Raw genomic sequence first — 14,927 nt, forward strand, 5'->3', positions numbered from 1 at the left:
GCCATCCGGGCCGAACCTGGCCCGGCATCGTCAGTAGGAGGCATTGTGGGCATTCGCCCAAACAGGAAGACGACGCTGCGCTGGTCCGCCGTAGCGGCCGGCGTGGTGGCCGCCGGGGCACTGGTCGTCACGACCATCACCCCCGGCTCCGCCGCCACCGGAACGGTGGCGCCCAAGCCGAAGACCGCGGTCGCGCTGTACAAGAACGACGCCAAGACCACGACGCCCATCAAGCACGTCGTGGTGCTGTTCGACGAGAACGTGTCGTTCGACCACTACTTCGGCACCTACCCGAGCGCGGCCAACACCGACGGCACGCCGTTCAAGGCCGCCAAGGGCACCCCGTCCGTCGACGGCCTGACCAGCAAGCTGCTGACCAAGAACCCGAACCTGTACAACCCGAAGCGCCTGACCCACGAGCAGGCCCTCACGTGCAGCCAGGACCACGGGTACGGCCACGAGCAGCTCGCCTACGACGGCGGCAAGATGGACCAGTTCGTCCAGCACACCGAGCACAACACGTGCACCGGCCAGCCGGTCATCTACGGCGCGCCCGGCCTGGTCATGGACTACTACGACGGCAACACCGTCACGGGTATGTGGAACTACGCTCAGCACTACGCGATGAGCGACAACTCCTACAACACCAACTTCGGCCCGTCGACCCCCGGTGCGCTGAACCTCATCTCCGGTAACACGAGCGGCGTCTACCCGGTCGACCCGGTGAAGCACACGGCGGTCAGCGACCCGAGCGTGGTGTCGTCGCCCAACGGCACCGGCGCCGGCACGGTCATCAACGACCCCGACCCCGCGTTCGACGACTGCTCGGACAACAACCACACCTCGACGAACAACCTCGCGATGGCGACGGGCCCGAACGTCGGTGACCTGCTCAACCGCAACCACGTGACGTGGGGCTGGTTCCAGGGCGGCTTCAAGCCGACCGATGCCTCCGGCAACTACGTGGTGTGCGGCGCGACGCACAAGAACGTCGGCGGCAACGCGGTCGTCGACTACAGCCCGCACCACTCGCCGTTCCAGTACTACCAGTCGACGGCGAACCCCAAGCACCTGCCGCCGTCGTCGGTCCCGGCCATCGGTCACACCGACCAGGCCAACCACAACTACGACCTGACCGACTTCGACGCCGCCCTCGACGCGGGCAACCTGCCGGCGGTCAGCTTCCTCAAGGCCGGCGCGTACCAGGACGGTCACCCGGGCAACTCCGACCCGCTGGACGAGCAGACCTTCCTGGTCAACACGATCAACAAGATCCAGAAGTCGAAGTTCTGGGACTCGACGGCGATCGTCATCGCCTACGACGACTCCGACGGCTGGTACGACCACAAGGCCGCCCCGATCGTCAACGGCTCCGCCGACCCGGCGCAGGACAGCGCCGCGCTCTGCGGCAAGGCCAAGATCGCCGGTGGCTACGACGACCGTTGCGGCTACGGCCCGCGGACGCCGCTGCTCGTGATCTCGCCCTACGCCAAGGTCAACCACGTCGACCACACCCTCACCGACCAGACCTCGGTCCTGAAGTTCATCGAGGACAACTGGAACCTCGGCAAGATCGGCGACTCGTCCTACGACGGGCGCGCCGGTTCGCTGAAGGGCATGTTCGACTTCGGCCGGCCGAAGGCGGACACCGTGATCCTCAACCCCACCACGGGTGCGGTGGCCTCGATCGCCCACCACAAGTGATCTTCTGAGGAAGTTCACCTGAGCGAGGGGCCCGCACCCGTCCCGGTGCGGGCCCCTCCGCTTTCCACCGCCCGTCGCGCCGCGGCCTCCGTGCTCAGCGGTCCACGGCGAGCATGTTGAGCACCTCCAGCCCGCCGTGCCCGTCCTCCCAGGAGAACAGCGTTGTGGGCGACGACGTCGGCCCCCGCTCGTAGGCGACGTCCTTGCCCTGCTTCGCCCGTCCGATGGTCGCGGTCGTTCCCGTGGCCAGGTCGTAGATGGTCCCCTCCACCTCGACGAAGTGGGAGCCGGCGGGCCGCGCCTCGAACGACGCGAACCGCGGAACGCGGCTGAGCCCCGAGCCGTCCGGACGCATGACGATCATGTCGCGCCCCAAAATGCCGGAGCACCAGGAGGTCGAGCAGCGCAGGCCGACCACGCCCGGTGGGATGACGAAGTCGCGCTTCTCGCCTGTCTCCAGGTTGACGAGCCTGGTCTGGTTGTGGTCCGGATCCGGATTGGCCTGGTACGGCGGCAGATCCGCGGCCCACGGCCACGATGTCAACCACAGGCCGTCGCTACCGGCGATCTTCTCGGGGGAGCCCCCGGTGATCGGAACGCGGTAGATCCCGCCGTTGAAGAGCGACCAGACGAGGGAGTCCGCGGTCACGCTGATCGAGGCCGGCCATTCGTCCGTCGGCCCGCTGATCGAGGCCGGCATGTCGTCCGTCGTCTCGGCGACCTTGATCGCCGGGCCGCCCGCACGTAGCGCGATCCAGAGGTCCGCCCCCTTGCTCGTGTCGTCCGGCGTCATGGCGTACCAGCCGATGTACTCCGCACCCACCTCGAATCGGATCGGTCGATAGTCGTTCCCGATCACGGGCACCTGCGTCAGGACGCGGCTGACTCCCGTCCGCGTGTCGTAGACGTCGATGCGCGTGGTCTTCTCCGACTTCTTGTCGGCGCGCAGGAGCACCTCCGTCGGGCTCAGCGCGGCGAGAGCCGAGTAACGCGCGCCGTCCCCCGCCTCGGCGGGGATCGTCGACACGGCCTGCGGCCACACCACCCTCGCCGGCCGGGACTTCTTGACGGCCGGTCGATCGGAGGCATGCACGTTCGGGTCCGGCATGGTTGTGGGCGCCACCTCCTTCGTGTTCGTCCTCGTGTTCGTGGCCGGGGAGTCGTCCGCGCCCCCGCGGAAGACGACAGATCCGCCGGCCGCCACGATGACGACCCCCGCGAACGCCAGCGCGGCCTGGTAGCGGCGGCGGGTTCGCCTTCGCCTGCGGGCGCGCCGCAGGGCGCCGACCAGGCCGGCGGGCGGGGCCGCCTGGTCGGCGGCCCGCCGGAGAACCGCCCTCAGGTCCTGTTCGGTTCTCACACTTCCTCCATCAGCGCGGGCTGCCGCTGGACGCGGAGCTTGTCGAGGGCACGCGAAGCCTGGCTGCGGACCGTTCCGGGTGAGACCCCGAGGATCCGCGCGATCTCCGTGTCCGGAAGGTCCTCGTAGTAGCGCAGGACCAGCACGGCGCGCTGCCTGCGGGGGAGTCCCTCGAGCTCGGCCCACAGGCCGGCGTCGCCGTCGAACCGCCGGTCGGTGTAGCCGACGTCGGGGGTCTCCGCCATCAGATGTTCCCGCCGACGGCGTCGCCACCAGCTGATGTGTTGTCGCACCATGATCGTCCGGACGTACCCTTCGGGATCGTCCTTCCTGATCACCCGGTCCCAGGTGTCTCCCAGGCGCAACAACGCCTCCTGCACCAGGTCGGCGGCGTCGTCCGGGTCGCCGGTGAGGACGAAGCCGTACCGGAACAGCGCGCCTGCCCGCGCCCGGACGAAGTCGTCGAAGGTGTCGTCCATGACATCAGGGACGTCTCGTCCCCGGAAAACGTTGCACGGGCCTAGGGTGGGGTTTACCCCACCATGAATCGGGATGACCGGCCCATGTCGCCGGGCGGGGCGGATCTCTACCGTTGGCATCATGACCGCCACCGACCTGAGCACTCCTTGGGACAGGGTCCGCGTCCACTGGTCCGCGCCGACGTGGCTTCGCACCGTCCATGTGGCGACGGGTCTTCCGATCGCGCTCGCCGCCCTCGGGGTGATCGGAGGACTGGCCGTCGTGTCGGTGGTGCTCTCCTGGACCGTTGTGGCGCCGCTGGTGGCCCTGCCGCTGCTCTTCTGGGCGGTGGCGATCTTCACGCGGCTGCAGCGGAGGCGTTTCGCCGCGTACCTGGGCGTGGAGATCGCCCCCGTGCCGAGCGCCGCCGTCGGGCGCGATCCGATCCGGAAAATGTTCCGCGACATGCGGTCGAGAGCCGTGTGGCGGCAGATCGCCTACCACGTCGTCGCTCCGATGATCAGTGTGGCCGGGTTCGTCGCGGTGATCATGGCCTGGTCGGCGTGCCTGGTCGCCGCCGTGCTCGCCGTGCGTCTGTGGCTGGTGGGCGGCGGCTGGACGGGGTCGATGCTCGCCCTGCTCGCGTTCGCGGTGTTCGTGGCCGTCCCCTGGGTCGTGCAGGGGGTCACCTCGCTCGACGTCGTCGCGGCGGAGGCCCTGCTCGGGCCGAGTCTCAACGAGCAGCTCGCCGAGCGAGTGGAAAGCCTCCAGGAGAGCCGCGCCGAGGTGGTCGAGGCGGCGGACGCCGAGCGGCGCCGGATCGAGCGCGACCTGCACGACGGCACCCAGCAACGGCTTCTCGGGATGGCCATGAACCTGGGCATGGCCCGGGCCACCCTCACCGATCTTCCCGACCCGGTCAGGGAGGTGATCGCTCAGGCGCACGAGGACTCCAAGCTCGTGCTGAAGGAGTTACGCGACGTCGTCCGTGGCCTCCACCCGGCCGTGCTCAGCGAGGAAGGCCTCGACGCCGCGCTGTCCGGTCTGGCCGCCCGGGCGTCCTTCCCCGTGCGGCTGCGCGTCGACGTGGCGGAACGCGCCTCGCCCACAGTGGAAGCGGTGGCGTTCTTCGTCGTGTCCGAGGCCCTGACCAACATCTCCAAGCACGCCGGAGCGAGCAGCGCGGAGATCGTCGTACGGCGCGCGGGCGATCGCCTGCACCTCACGGTCGCCGACGACGGCCGTGGAGGGGCGGAGCCGGGCGCCAGGGGAGGAACGGGACTGCGCGGCCTGATGCAGAGGATCGGCTCGGTCGACGGCACGCTGCGCATCGACAGTCCCCGCGGCGGTCCCACGAGAATCGAGGCGGAGCTTCCGTGCGCATAGTCCTGGCGGAGGACTCCGTACTGCTCAGGGAGGGACTCGTCCGGTTGCTCGCCGCCGGGGGGATGGACGTGGTCGCGGCGGTCGGCGACGCCGAGGCCCTGCTGCGCGCGGTCGACGACCACGAGCCCGAACTGGTCGTCACCGACGTCCGCATGCCGCCGTCGCACACCGACGAGGGCCTGCGCGCGGCGCTGGTCCTGCGCCGCCAGCGGCCGGAGCTGGCGATCGTCGTCCTGTCCCAGTGGGTCGAGGAACGCTACGCGAGCCGGCTGCTGTCCACGGCGACCAGCGGCATCGGATACCTGCTCAAGGACCGGGTGGCCGACGTCACCGAGTTCTTCGACGCGCTGCGGAGGGTGGCGGGTGGAGGCACGGCTCTCGACCCCGAGGTGGTCGCCCAGCTTCTCCTGCGCAGGAACAGCGACCCGCTGGAACGGCTGACGCCCCGCGAGCACGAGGTGCTGGCGCTCATCGCGGAGGGCAGGTCGAACGCCGGGATCGCCGAGGCCCTGGTCGTGTCCGAGAGCGCCGTCGGCAAGCACATCAACAACATCTTCACCAAGCTCGACCTGCCCAGCGCCGACAAGGACCATCGCCGGGTCCTGGCCGTACTGCGATTCCTGAAGGTCTGAAAGGCGCGTGCAGATGCGAAGCAAGGTCAGGGCCGCCTGGATCGCCGTGGGTGGCGCGTTCACCGCCGTGGTCGTGGTCGCGATGGCCGTCGCGGTGCTGGCCGACATCCGCGTTCAGCCTGACGGCGACATCTTCCGCGCGCCCTCGGCGTGGGGTCCGGTCGGACCGACGACCGAGATCACCACCTACGCCTACGAGATCGCCGCACCGCTGATCGTCGTCCGGACGACCGGGAACGTCGAGGTCAGACTGGTGCCGGGAACGCCCGGGCGGCTGTCCGTCAAGCGCACGCTCACCTGGGGAGAGGCGGGGCGTCGTTTCGAGGAGTCCTGGCGGGACGGCGGCATGCTGAACGCCGAAATGAGCTGTGAGGTCGATTGCCACGCGGAGTACGTCCTGGGCGTGCCGCCGGGCGTCGGCGTCATGGCAGGCGGCCTCTCGGAACTGGTGCCGTGTCCCCGGCCCGTGAACACGGAGATCAGCTGCTACTCGTCCACTCTGGAGCAGGCGCCCTGGCCTGCGCCCACGCCAGGGAGAGGCCGATGAGGCCGCCCCGGGCGTCCACGGCGTCCGTGAATCGAACACATGTGTGCCATCGGCGGGTGCTCATCTGAGCCAAGCCTTGATGCCCGTCGCCGGATGGAGCGGCCCTCGGAGGGTAAGGGCGCGGTACGCGCCAGAGTGAGGAGGGCGAACCGATGAGCGAATTCGAGCGGTCGCGCAGGATGCCGGCCTCCGCAGAGCAGGTCTTCGAGCGGGCGTGCGACCTCGACCGGCTCGACGAGTGGCTTCCTGGCGACCTGCACGTCCACCCGGAGGAGCTGCCCGCCGTGACCGTCCACGAGGACCGGACCGGACACGACGCCCGTGCGCTGCTCCGGGAGGACCGCGACCAGCTCCGGCTCGAATGGGGCACCCGTGACGACGACCGTTACGCAGGGTGGCTGCAGGTGGCCGGAATCGACGAGCGGGGAAGTGAGGCGACGGTCCACCTGTCGTTCTTCGGCAGGGGGCACACGCCGCCCGCCGCCCTCGTGGAGAAGTCACTCGACGAGAGCCTTGCGCGGCTCGAGGAGCAGGTGCGCGGCCGGACGGCCTGAGCGGGGCTCCCGCCGTCAGTGCTGTGGGCCGACCGGCCTAACGTGCTTGCGGCGACGGCGGGGGTTCCGCCTCCGCGGACGGCCCGGGGGCGTCGGGCAACAGCGGGACGAACGACGAGACGCGGGGGCCCGCCAGCCCCAGGACCTGGCGGATCCACGCCTCGAGTCCCGTCGGGTCCGGCGGGATGAGATCCGCCGCCTCGCCGTCCTGGTCGTGTGGTGCCGCCTCCGGCCGTGCCGAGCTCACCGCGTCAGCCGACGAGGACGGGGGCGAGCAGGCGCAGGTGCTCGAGTTGCTCCGCGAGTGTGCCGGCGAGTGGTTGGACGCAGACGTGGTCGGCTCCTGCCTGGTGATGTGCGCGGACGCGCTCGCCGATGGTCTCCGGATCCCCTGAGGGCACGATGGCGTCGATGAGCGCGTCACTGCCGCCCCCCTCGAAGTCGCGATCGGAGAAGCCGAGCTCCCGCAGGTTGTTGAGGTAGTTGGGCATGGAGAGATAGACCGCGGCGTACTTGCGTGCGACGGCCCGGCCGCGTTCGACGTCGCCGGTCACCACGACGGCCTGCTCGGGAGCGAGGACAGGCTCAGGACCGAGGACGTCGCGTGCCATCGCGGTGTGCTCGGGGGTGGTGAAGTACGGGTGCGCACCCTGCGCCCTGGTGCCCGCGAGTTCGAGCATCTTGCGCCGCAGAGCCGCGAGGACTCTCGGCGCGGCCGGAGCGGAGGGCACACCGAACGAGGCGGAGTCCATGGCGTCGAGGTAGTCGCGCATGGTGGCCACCGGTCGGCCGTAGTCGTGGCCCCGCGTCGTCACCAGCGGCGCGTGGCTCACGCCCAGGCCGAGGAGGAACCGGTCTCCCCACGCCTCCGCGAGCGTGTTCGCCCCGTTGGCCGTCGCCACCGCGTCACGCGCGTAGATGTTGGCGATGCCGGTGGCGACCTGGAGTCGCCGCGTGGCCGAGAGCAGCAGCGCCGCCTGGGTCAGCGCCTCCCTGCTCGCCGGGGTCTCGCCGAACCACAGCGCGCCGTAGCCGAGGTCCTCGATCTCCGCGGCCGTCCGGCGGACGGTCTCCGCGGACTCCGAGGTGAACGAGGCCAGCCACACTCCCGTACGGCCGAGGCGCTGCTTGACGGTGGACGGGCTCGCGGGTCGCGCCGCACTGTCGGCCATGCGGAGTGCTCCTTCGTGTGTCGTGCCCGGTCACCGGACCGGCGCCGGACAACTCAGCATGGCACTGCCGATGTGGCGACAACGGGCAGGGGTGGTCCCTCGGGGGTCCGTGTCGGGTGTCACAACATCTCCAGAGGCCGTCCCGCACGCGGCGGCGGGAACGCCGTGTCCAGCACCAGCAGGTCCTCCTCGGCCAGGCGGATCTCGAGTGCGGCGTGGTTCTCCTGCACGTGGGAGGCGTTCGACGCCTTGGGGATGGCGATGACCCCGTCGTCCCTGAGCGTCCACGCGAGCGCCACCTGAGCCGGGGTGGCGTCGTGCCGCTCCGCCACTCCGCGGATCGCCGGATGTCCCAGCAGCCGGCCCTGCTCGACCGGCGAGTAGGCCATGATCGGGATGCCGCGGTCATGGCACCAGGGCGCGAGGTCGAACTCGCATCCGCGCCTGCACAGGTTGTAGAGGATCTGATCGGCCTGTACGGCCTGGCCGCCCGCCAGAGCCACGAGGTCCGCCATGTCGCCGGCGTCGAAGTTGCTCACGCCCCAGTGACGGACGCGCCCGGACGCGGTGAGCCGGTCGAAGGCGGACAGCGTCTCCTCCAGCGGGACGCGTCCCCGCCAGTGCAGCAGGTAGAGGTCGATCCGGTCGGTGCCCAGGCGCCGGAGGCTCTGCTCACAGGCCGCCACCGTGCCCTCGAGGGTGGCGTGGTGCGGCAGCACCTTGGTGACCAGGAACACCTCGTCGCGGCGCCCGGTGATCGCCTCTCCGGTGAGCCGTTCCGCCTCGCCCTGGGCGTACATCTCCGCGGTGTCGATCAGCGTCAGGCCCAGGTCAAGTCCGACCTGGAGCGCCCGGATCTCCTCCTCCCGAGATGAGCGGTTCTCGCCCATGTGCCAGGTGCCCTGGCCCATGGCGGCGACCTCTTCGCCCGACGGAAGTTCGGCCATGCGCATGACGTCCTCCCAGCCCGGATTCGCGTCAGCTGATGTTCTCCTGTTCCGCCTCCCTTCCCGGCCTGAACGGTGATTGGGCCAGGCGCGGGCCAAGACCGGGCAAAGTCATGTCGCCACGGTCCGTGTCGGCGCGACGCTCTATCGTCGCCGCGTGTCTCCTTGGACGCGGTGCCCGCCTATTTCCCTGGAGACCCAAGATGAAGAAACTGCTGTGCGCCGGCGCGGTCATGGCCGGCCTGCTGGCGTCCGGATGCGGGAGCTCGGACAACTCCTCCAGCCCTGTCGCCGCGGACGAGTACAACGCGTCGCCGACCTCGCCGGCGTCGCCGACCGAGGGCGAGATGTCGCCGGGCTACTCCGCATCCCCCACCTCGCCGATCATGATGGCGCCCACGGGCCCCGCGAAGATCGAGGTGGCGGACACGAAGCTCGGCAAGGTCCTCGTGGGCCTCGAGGGTCGTACGCTCTACCTCTTCACGAAGGACAAGGCCGGCACGTCGATGTGCACCGGCGCCTGCGCGACCGCATGGCCGCCGGCCCTCACCCTCGGCGCACCCACGGCCGGTACGAGCGTCAAGCCTGAGCTCCTCAAGACGATCAAGCGCGACGACGGCATGACCCAGGTCACCTACAACGACCACCCGCTGTACTACTACGCCAAGGACGAGAAGGCCGGCGACGTCAAGGGCCAGGACATGAAGGACTTCGGCGGCGAGTGGTACGCCGTGACGCCGGAGGGCAAGAAGGCCAAGCACTAGCCAGGCCACCCCGGCAGACGGGCCGACCCCCTTCCGCGGCCTTCGCCGGAAGACTCCACGGACCCGGCACCCGACAGGTCCGGCTCGGCATCACGACCGCCCCGGAGCGCACCCGCGCTCCGGGGCGGTCGTCGTCGTAGGGTGAAACAAAGTCGGGTTCGCCTCGCCTGCGCCGTCGGCGGCCCACTAGGCTTGTCGGCAATCCGCCCTGTGTCCGCGGCCGTTTCTCCATGGAGAAGGCATGTCATGGCACAGGCGCCTGTGGTTCTCGAGAACGTTCTTGTCGGCATGGCCGACCTCTTCGGGGTCGACGGAGCCGCTCTCATGCTGCTCGACGGGCAGGATCGCCTGCGGGCGATCGGTGCTTCGGACGACGACGGCATCGCGCTGGAATCCGCCCAGGAGTCCGTCGGGGACGGTCCGGCCATAGCGAGCGCGGTCCGCGGCGACCTCATCGCGATCAACGATCTCCATGCGGCGACCCCACTGGGATTCCCCCATGTGGCGGCGCACGCCATGCCGGTACGGGCCGTCATGTCCGTGCCGCTCGTCGAGGACGCGGAACTCATCGGCGTCCTCGACTTCTACGCCAGGATCGGGCGCGAGTGGGGCCCCGCGGCGGAGCAGACCGGCTCCTGCCTCGGCGAGCTCATGGTGATCGTCCTGCGGGTTCTCGCCGAAAGCAGGACTGATTCCTCCCCGTCTGGGCAGATGTGATGGCCGAGTCGCCAACTCTCCGCGACCGCGCCGGCGCTGAGGTGAGGTTCACGAGAGGAAATGGAATGACCCATATCGATCCGGAGGCGCTCGTCGCCAGTCTGCGCCGTCTGCAGAAGAACACGACGGCGACCGGGATCGTGCAGCACCTCGAGCGCATCGTGCAGGTCGTCGATCGGATCTTCGGATATTCGGGCGCCGGACTGATGTTCGCCGAGGAGGACCGCACGCTCCGGTACCTCTTCGCGACCGACGAGCGCGGCCGCAGCCTGGAGCACGCCCAGGCGATGACGGGCCAGGGGCCCTGCGTCGCCGCCTACGCCGGGGACACCGAGGTGACCACCGTCGATGTGCGGAGCGACCCGCGCTGGCCCGATCTGCCCGAACTGCTGCACCCCGAGGTGCGCGCGGTGGCGGGCGTGCCCATAAGGCTGGGCGGGGTGCCCGTCGGCACGCTGAACGTCTATCAGGACACTCCGCACGACTGGGAGGACTCCGACGTCCAGGCGCTCCACGCGTACGCGCATGTGATCGAGCAGGTCCTGGTCGCCTCGATCGAGGCGGACGAGAAGGCGGTGCTCGCCGATCAGCTGCAGTACGCGCTCGACTACCGCGTGGTCATCGAGCGCGCCATCGGCTACCTCATGGGCAAGCACGACCTGACCGCCACTCAGGCGTTCACCGGCCTGCGCAAGCAGGCGAGGGACAGCAGGCGGAGGGTCTCCGACCTGGCGGCCGAACTGCTGGGGGAACAGGGCCCGCGTGATGTTGCGAATCCAGATCACGTCGTTTGAGGGTGGAATCTCGATGACGGTCCGGGGCGATCTCGACGCGGAGGGGGCAGGGGAACTGCGGTTGTGCGTCTCCGAGGCCCTCCGGACGTACCGCCCCGGGCACATCGACCTCGAGCTGTCGGACGTCGGCTTCATCGACTGCGCGGGCTGCAGGACGCTGCTCTGGATCAACCAGCGGGCGGGCGGGTGCGGCGGGACGGTGACCGTCGTCCGCCCGTCCTCGCTGGTACTGCGGCTGCTCCGGCTCCTGGAGTTCGATCGGGAGCTGACCATCAGGAGCCTGCCGGAGGACACGACACCCATGAGCCTGGAGGTGAACCCCGGGCTCAACTGACGCGGACGATAGTCTGGCCGCGATGTATCGATTCGTGTTCACGCAGGTCCTGAGCCGCTTCGACGCGGAGGCGGTCCACCATCTGACGATGAGGCTGCTCCGCGTCCTTTCCACGCTTCCCGTGCTGAAGCGCGTGCTCCATGCACTCCTCGCCCCACGCGACGACTCCCTCAAGATCGAGGCCTTCGGCCTCCGCTTCCCCGGGCCGCTCGGGCTCGCCGCGGGGTTCGACAAGGACGCCCGGTGCGTCGAGGCGCTCGCCGCCTTCGGCTTCGGCCACATCGAAGTGGGCACGATCACCGCCCGGCCGCAGCCCGGCAACCCCCGGCCCCGGCTCTTCAGGCTCGTGGACAGCCGGGCGATCATCAACCGGATGGGCTTCAACAACGAGGGCGCGGCGGCGGCCGCGGCGCGGCTGCGCAGGCCCCGGGTGATCCCCGCCGTGGTCGGGGTCAACATCGGCAAGACCAAGGTGGTGCCGGAGGCGGAGGCCGTACAGGACTACGTGACCGGCGCACGGCTGCTCGCGCCTCTCGCGGACTACCTCGTGGTCAACGTGAGCTCGCCGAACACGCCCGGCCTGCGCGACCTGCAGGCGGTCGAGTTGCTCCGGCCACTCCTGACCGCGGTCAAGGAGGTGGCGGGACGCACCCCGCTACTGGTGAAGATCGCCCCCGACCTCGCCGACGAGGACGTCGACGCGGTCGCGGAACTCGCCGTGGATCTCGGCCTCGCCGGAATCATCGCGACCAACACGACGATCAGCCGGGCCGGGGTGGCCAGCAACGAGACGGGCGGCCTCTCCGGCCGGCCGCTCAAGGAGCGGTCACTCGAGGTGCTGAGGCGGCTGCACAAGAAGGTGGGCGGCCGGCTGACGATCGTGTCCGTGGGCGGCGTCGAGAACGCCGACGACGTCTGGGACCGGCTGTGCGCGGGGGCCGGCCTCGTCCAGGGCTACACGGGCATGATCTACGAGGGCCCGCTGTGGGCGTCGAGGATCAACCGCGAGCTCGCCCGCCGAGTCCGGCGTCAGGGACACACGTCGATCGGCCAGGTCATCGGCTCCTCAGCCTGAGTGTTGGCATACCCTTGGGGGGTATCAGCACCGGGAGGATGGACATGAGCGTGAAGACCTACACCGTCCAGGGCATGACCTGCGGCCACTGCGTCAGCTCCGTCAAGGAGGAGGTCGGCGAGCTCGCCGGAGTCACCGGCGTGGAGGTCGACCTGGCGAGCGGACGGCTCGACGTCGCCGGTGAGGAAGTCACCGACGAGGCCGTGCGGCTGGCCGTACAGGAGGCCGGTTACGAGATCGTCGCCTGAGCCGTCTCACGCGGCCCGGGTCCGGAGGAGACATGACAGCGCGGATCGAGCTCGAGATCGGCGGGATGACCTGCGCCTCCTGCGCCGGCCGGATCGAGCGCAAGCTCAACAGGCTCGACGGCGTGAGCGCGGCGGTCAACTACGCCACCGAGAAGGCCAGCGTGGTCTTCCCGGACGATCTCGACCATCGCGAGCTGATCGCCCAGATCGAGAAGGCGGGCTACTCCGCCGCGCTGCCCGAGCCGGAGTCCGCCGCGCCGCCCGACGCGCTGGAGGAGCGCCTGATCCTGTCCCTCCTGCTGGCCGTCCCGGTCATCGCGGTGGGCATGGTCCCGGCGTTCCGGTTCCCCGGATGGGAGTGGTTCTCCCTGATGCTCGCCACACCCGTCGTCGCGTACGGCGGCCTGCCGTTCCACCGGGCCGCCTGGGTCAACCTCCGGCACGGGGCCGCGACGATGGACACCCTGATCTCCCTGGGCACCCTCGCCGCGTACGCCTGGTCGGCGTGGGCACTGCTCGCCGGGCCGTCGGGAGGCCACACCTATCTCGAGGTGGCGGCGGGAGTGACGGTGTTCATCCTGGCCGGGCGCCAGTTCGAGGCGAGGGCCAGGCGCCGTGCGGGAAGCGCGCTGCGCGAGCTGATGGAGCTCGGCGCCAAGGACGTCACGGTGATCCGGCAGGAGGCCGAGGTCCGCGTCCCCGTCGAGACGCTGCGGGTCGGCGACGAGTTCGTGGTACGGCCAGGCGAGAAGATCGCCACAGACGGCGTCGTCGTCGCCGGGGTGTCGGCAGTGGACGCCGGGATGCTGACCGGAGAGTCGGTGCCCGCCGAGGTCGGACCGGGCGACACGGTCTCCGGCGCCACGCTGAACGAGAGCGGGCGGCTCGTCGTCCGTGCCACGCGGATCGGCGCGGACACCCAGCTCGCGCGCATCGCGGCTCTCGTCGCCGAGGCCCAGTCGGGCAAGGCCGCGGTCCAGCGCCTCGCCGACCGGGTCTCCGGCGTCTTCGTGCCCGTCGTGATCGTGCTGGCGACCGCCACGCTCGTGTCGTGGCTCGCCGCGGGTGCCGGGGCGGTGCACGCCTTCACCGCGGCCGTCGCCGTGCTGATCATCGCCTGCCCGTGCGCGCTGGGCCTGGCGACGCCGACGGCCCTGCTCGTCGGCACGGGGCGTGGTGCGCGGCTCGGCATCCTGATCAGGGGACCCGAGGTGCTCGAACGGGCACGGAAGATCGACACGGTGGTTCTCGACAAGACCGGGACGGTGACCACCGGCCGCATGTCCCTCACCTCCGTCGTCCCCGCCGGGGAAGAGCCGGCCGCGGACGTGCTGAGGATGGCGGGAGCCGTCGAGCACGCGTCCGAGCATCCGGTCGCCCGGGCCGTCGCCGACGCCGCCCGCGAGGTGGGTGATCGTCTCCCCGAGGTCCACGCGTTCGAGAACATCCCCGGGCTCGGCGTCCGGGGCGTCGTGGAGGGTCGCGAGGTGCTGGCGGGCCGCCGGGCACTGCTCGCGGAGGCCTGGCACCTGCCGCCCGCGGTAGAGAACGCGGTGGCGGCGGCCGAGGCCGCGGGAGGAACGGCCGTTGTCGTCGGCTGGGACGGGGCGGCCCGGGGCGTCCTCGTCGTGTCCGACACGATCAAGGAGACTTCGGCGAGAGCCGTACGAGATCTGCGGGATCTCGGGCTCGACCCGATCCTGCTGACCGGGGACAACCGCGCCGCCGCCGACGCCGTGGCGCGGGCCGTCGGCGTCGACCGGGTGATCGCCGAGGTGCTGCCCGCCGACAAGGTCGACGTGGTCAAGCGCCTCCAGGCCGAGGGCCGCGTCGTGGCCATGGTCGGCGACGGGGTCAACGACGCGGCGGCCCTGGCCCAGGCGGACCTGGGCCTGGCCATGGGCACGGGGGCCGACGCGGCGATCGAGGCCGCCGACGTGACCCTCGTGCGAGGCGACCTCCGGGTGGCCGCGGACGCCATCCGCCTGTCCCGCCGGACGCTCAGGACCATCAAAGGCAACCTCTTCTGGGCCTTCGCCTACAACGTGGCGGCGCTCCCGATGGCGGCGGCCGGGTGGCTCAACCCGATGATCGCCGGCGCCGCCATGGCCCTGTCGAGCGCGTTCGTCGTCACCAACAGCCTCCGCCTCCGCCACTTCCACCCATGATCACCGCACTGTGGCGGTGATCAGCACCTCTTGATGGTGATCACCGCACCCTTGGTAGTGATCACC

Annotated in this window: 17 protein-coding genes; 12 read left to right on the forward strand and 5 right to left on the reverse strand. The window is 70.3% G+C overall.

Features of this window, described 5'->3' with window-relative positions; translation table 11 throughout:
* Positions 1-45: 45 nt before the first annotated feature.
* Positions 46-1,704: a phospholipase C gene (locus tag Pka01_RS30985; RefSeq protein ID WP_203886478.1), complete on the forward strand. Its 1,659-nt coding sequence runs from the start codon at positions 46-48 to the stop codon at positions 1,702-1,704.
* 94 nt (positions 1,705-1,798) lie between these two features.
* Here the strand turns inward: Pka01_RS30985 and Pka01_RS30990 are convergent, their stop codons facing one another.
* Positions 1,799-3,064, reverse strand: coding sequence for a hypothetical protein (locus tag Pka01_RS30990; protein ID WP_203886479.1), 1,266 nt, complete (start codon positions 3,062-3,064; stop codon positions 1,799-1,801).
* Positions 3,061-3,543 carry a SigE family RNA polymerase sigma factor gene (locus Pka01_RS30995; protein ID WP_203886480.1) on the reverse strand — a complete coding sequence of 161 codons (483 nt, stop codon included), beginning with the start codon at positions 3,541-3,543 and terminating at the stop codon, positions 3,061-3,063. The genes Pka01_RS30990 and Pka01_RS30995 overlap by 4 nt, the downstream gene beginning before the upstream one ends.
* Positions 3,544-3,664: 121 nt before the next feature.
* Between Pka01_RS30995 and Pka01_RS31000 the strand changes: the two genes are divergently transcribed.
* The 4 genes from Pka01_RS31000 to Pka01_RS31015 all read left to right on the forward strand — a co-directional run bounded on the left by Pka01_RS31000 (position 3,665) and on the right by Pka01_RS31015 (position 6,642).
* Positions 3,665-4,909: a sensor histidine kinase gene (locus Pka01_RS31000; RefSeq protein ID WP_203886481.1), complete on the forward strand. Its 1,245-nt coding sequence runs from the start codon at positions 3,665-3,667 to the stop codon at positions 4,907-4,909.
* Complete coding sequence (locus Pka01_RS31005; protein ID WP_203886482.1) at positions 4,900-5,541, forward strand: response regulator; 642 nt, start codon at positions 4,900-4,902, stop codon at positions 5,539-5,541. Before Pka01_RS31000 ends, Pka01_RS31005 begins: the two co-directional genes overlap by 10 nt.
* A 13-nt stretch (positions 5,542-5,554) precedes the next feature.
* On the forward strand, positions 5,555-6,088 hold the full coding sequence (locus Pka01_RS31010) for a hypothetical protein (RefSeq protein WP_203886483.1): 534 nt from the start codon (positions 5,555-5,557) through the stop codon (positions 6,086-6,088).
* Positions 6,089-6,240: 152 nt separating this feature from the next.
* Complete coding sequence (locus Pka01_RS31015) at positions 6,241-6,642, forward strand: SRPBCC family protein (RefSeq protein ID WP_203886484.1); 402 nt, start codon at positions 6,241-6,243, stop codon at positions 6,640-6,642.
* 37 nt (positions 6,643-6,679) lie between these two features.
* Here Pka01_RS31015 and Pka01_RS31020 read toward each other — a convergent pair whose 3' ends face one another.
* The 3 genes from Pka01_RS31020 to Pka01_RS31030 form a co-directional block, all read right to left on the reverse strand.
* Positions 6,680-6,889, reverse strand: a complete 210-nt coding sequence (locus Pka01_RS31020; RefSeq protein ID WP_203886485.1) for a hypothetical protein — start codon at positions 6,887-6,889, stop codon at positions 6,680-6,682.
* 4 nt (positions 6,890-6,893) lie between these two features.
* Positions 6,894-7,814 carry a TIGR03620 family F420-dependent LLM class oxidoreductase gene (locus Pka01_RS31025; protein WP_203886486.1) on the reverse strand — a complete coding sequence of 307 codons (921 nt, stop codon included), beginning with the start codon at positions 7,812-7,814 and terminating at the stop codon, positions 6,894-6,896.
* Positions 7,815-7,933: 119 nt separating this feature from the next.
* Positions 7,934-8,761 (reverse strand): aldo/keto reductase, encoded by an 828-nt coding sequence (locus Pka01_RS31030; RefSeq protein ID WP_308442301.1) that lies wholly within the window; start codon positions 8,759-8,761, stop codon positions 7,934-7,936.
* Between the two features lie 203 nt (positions 8,762-8,964).
* On the opposite strand from Pka01_RS31030, the gene Pka01_RS31035 reads away from it, so the two are divergent.
* The 7 genes from Pka01_RS31035 to Pka01_RS31065 all read left to right on the forward strand — a co-directional run bounded on the left by Pka01_RS31035 (position 8,965) and on the right by Pka01_RS31065 (position 14,861).
* Positions 8,965-9,525, forward strand: coding sequence for a COG4315 family predicted lipoprotein (locus Pka01_RS31035; RefSeq protein WP_203886488.1), 561 nt, complete (start codon positions 8,965-8,967; stop codon positions 9,523-9,525).
* A 246-nt stretch (positions 9,526-9,771) separates the two neighbouring features.
* Entirely contained in the window at positions 9,772-10,242 is a 471-nt protein-coding gene (locus Pka01_RS31040) for a GAF domain-containing protein (RefSeq protein WP_203886489.1), read from the forward strand.
* A gap of 65 nt (positions 10,243-10,307) precedes the next feature.
* Positions 10,308-11,036, forward strand: coding sequence for a GAF and ANTAR domain-containing protein (locus tag Pka01_RS31045; RefSeq protein ID WP_203886490.1), 729 nt, complete (start codon positions 10,308-10,310; stop codon positions 11,034-11,036).
* Positions 11,037-11,049: 13 nt separating this feature from the next.
* Positions 11,050-11,370, forward strand: coding sequence for an STAS domain-containing protein (locus Pka01_RS31050; RefSeq protein ID WP_203886491.1), 321 nt, complete (start codon positions 11,050-11,052; stop codon positions 11,368-11,370).
* Between the two features lie 22 nt (positions 11,371-11,392).
* Positions 11,393-12,445, forward strand: coding sequence for a quinone-dependent dihydroorotate dehydrogenase (locus tag Pka01_RS31055; protein WP_203886492.1), 1,053 nt, complete (start codon positions 11,393-11,395; stop codon positions 12,443-12,445).
* Positions 12,446-12,489: 44 nt separating this feature from the next.
* On the forward strand, positions 12,490-12,693 hold the full coding sequence (locus Pka01_RS31060; RefSeq protein WP_203886493.1) for a heavy-metal-associated domain-containing protein: 204 nt from the start codon (positions 12,490-12,492) through the stop codon (positions 12,691-12,693).
* 32 nt (positions 12,694-12,725) lie between these two features.
* Positions 12,726-14,861: a heavy metal translocating P-type ATPase gene (locus Pka01_RS31065; RefSeq protein WP_203886494.1), complete on the forward strand. Its 2,136-nt coding sequence runs from the start codon at positions 12,726-12,728 to the stop codon at positions 14,859-14,861.
* Positions 14,862-14,927: the final 66 nt, after the last annotated feature.

Origin of the sequence: Planotetraspora kaengkrachanensis, from assembly GCF_016862895.1 — a bacterium.
GTDB lineage: Bacteria > Actinomycetota > Actinomycetes > Streptosporangiales > Streptosporangiaceae > Planotetraspora > Planotetraspora kaengkrachanensis.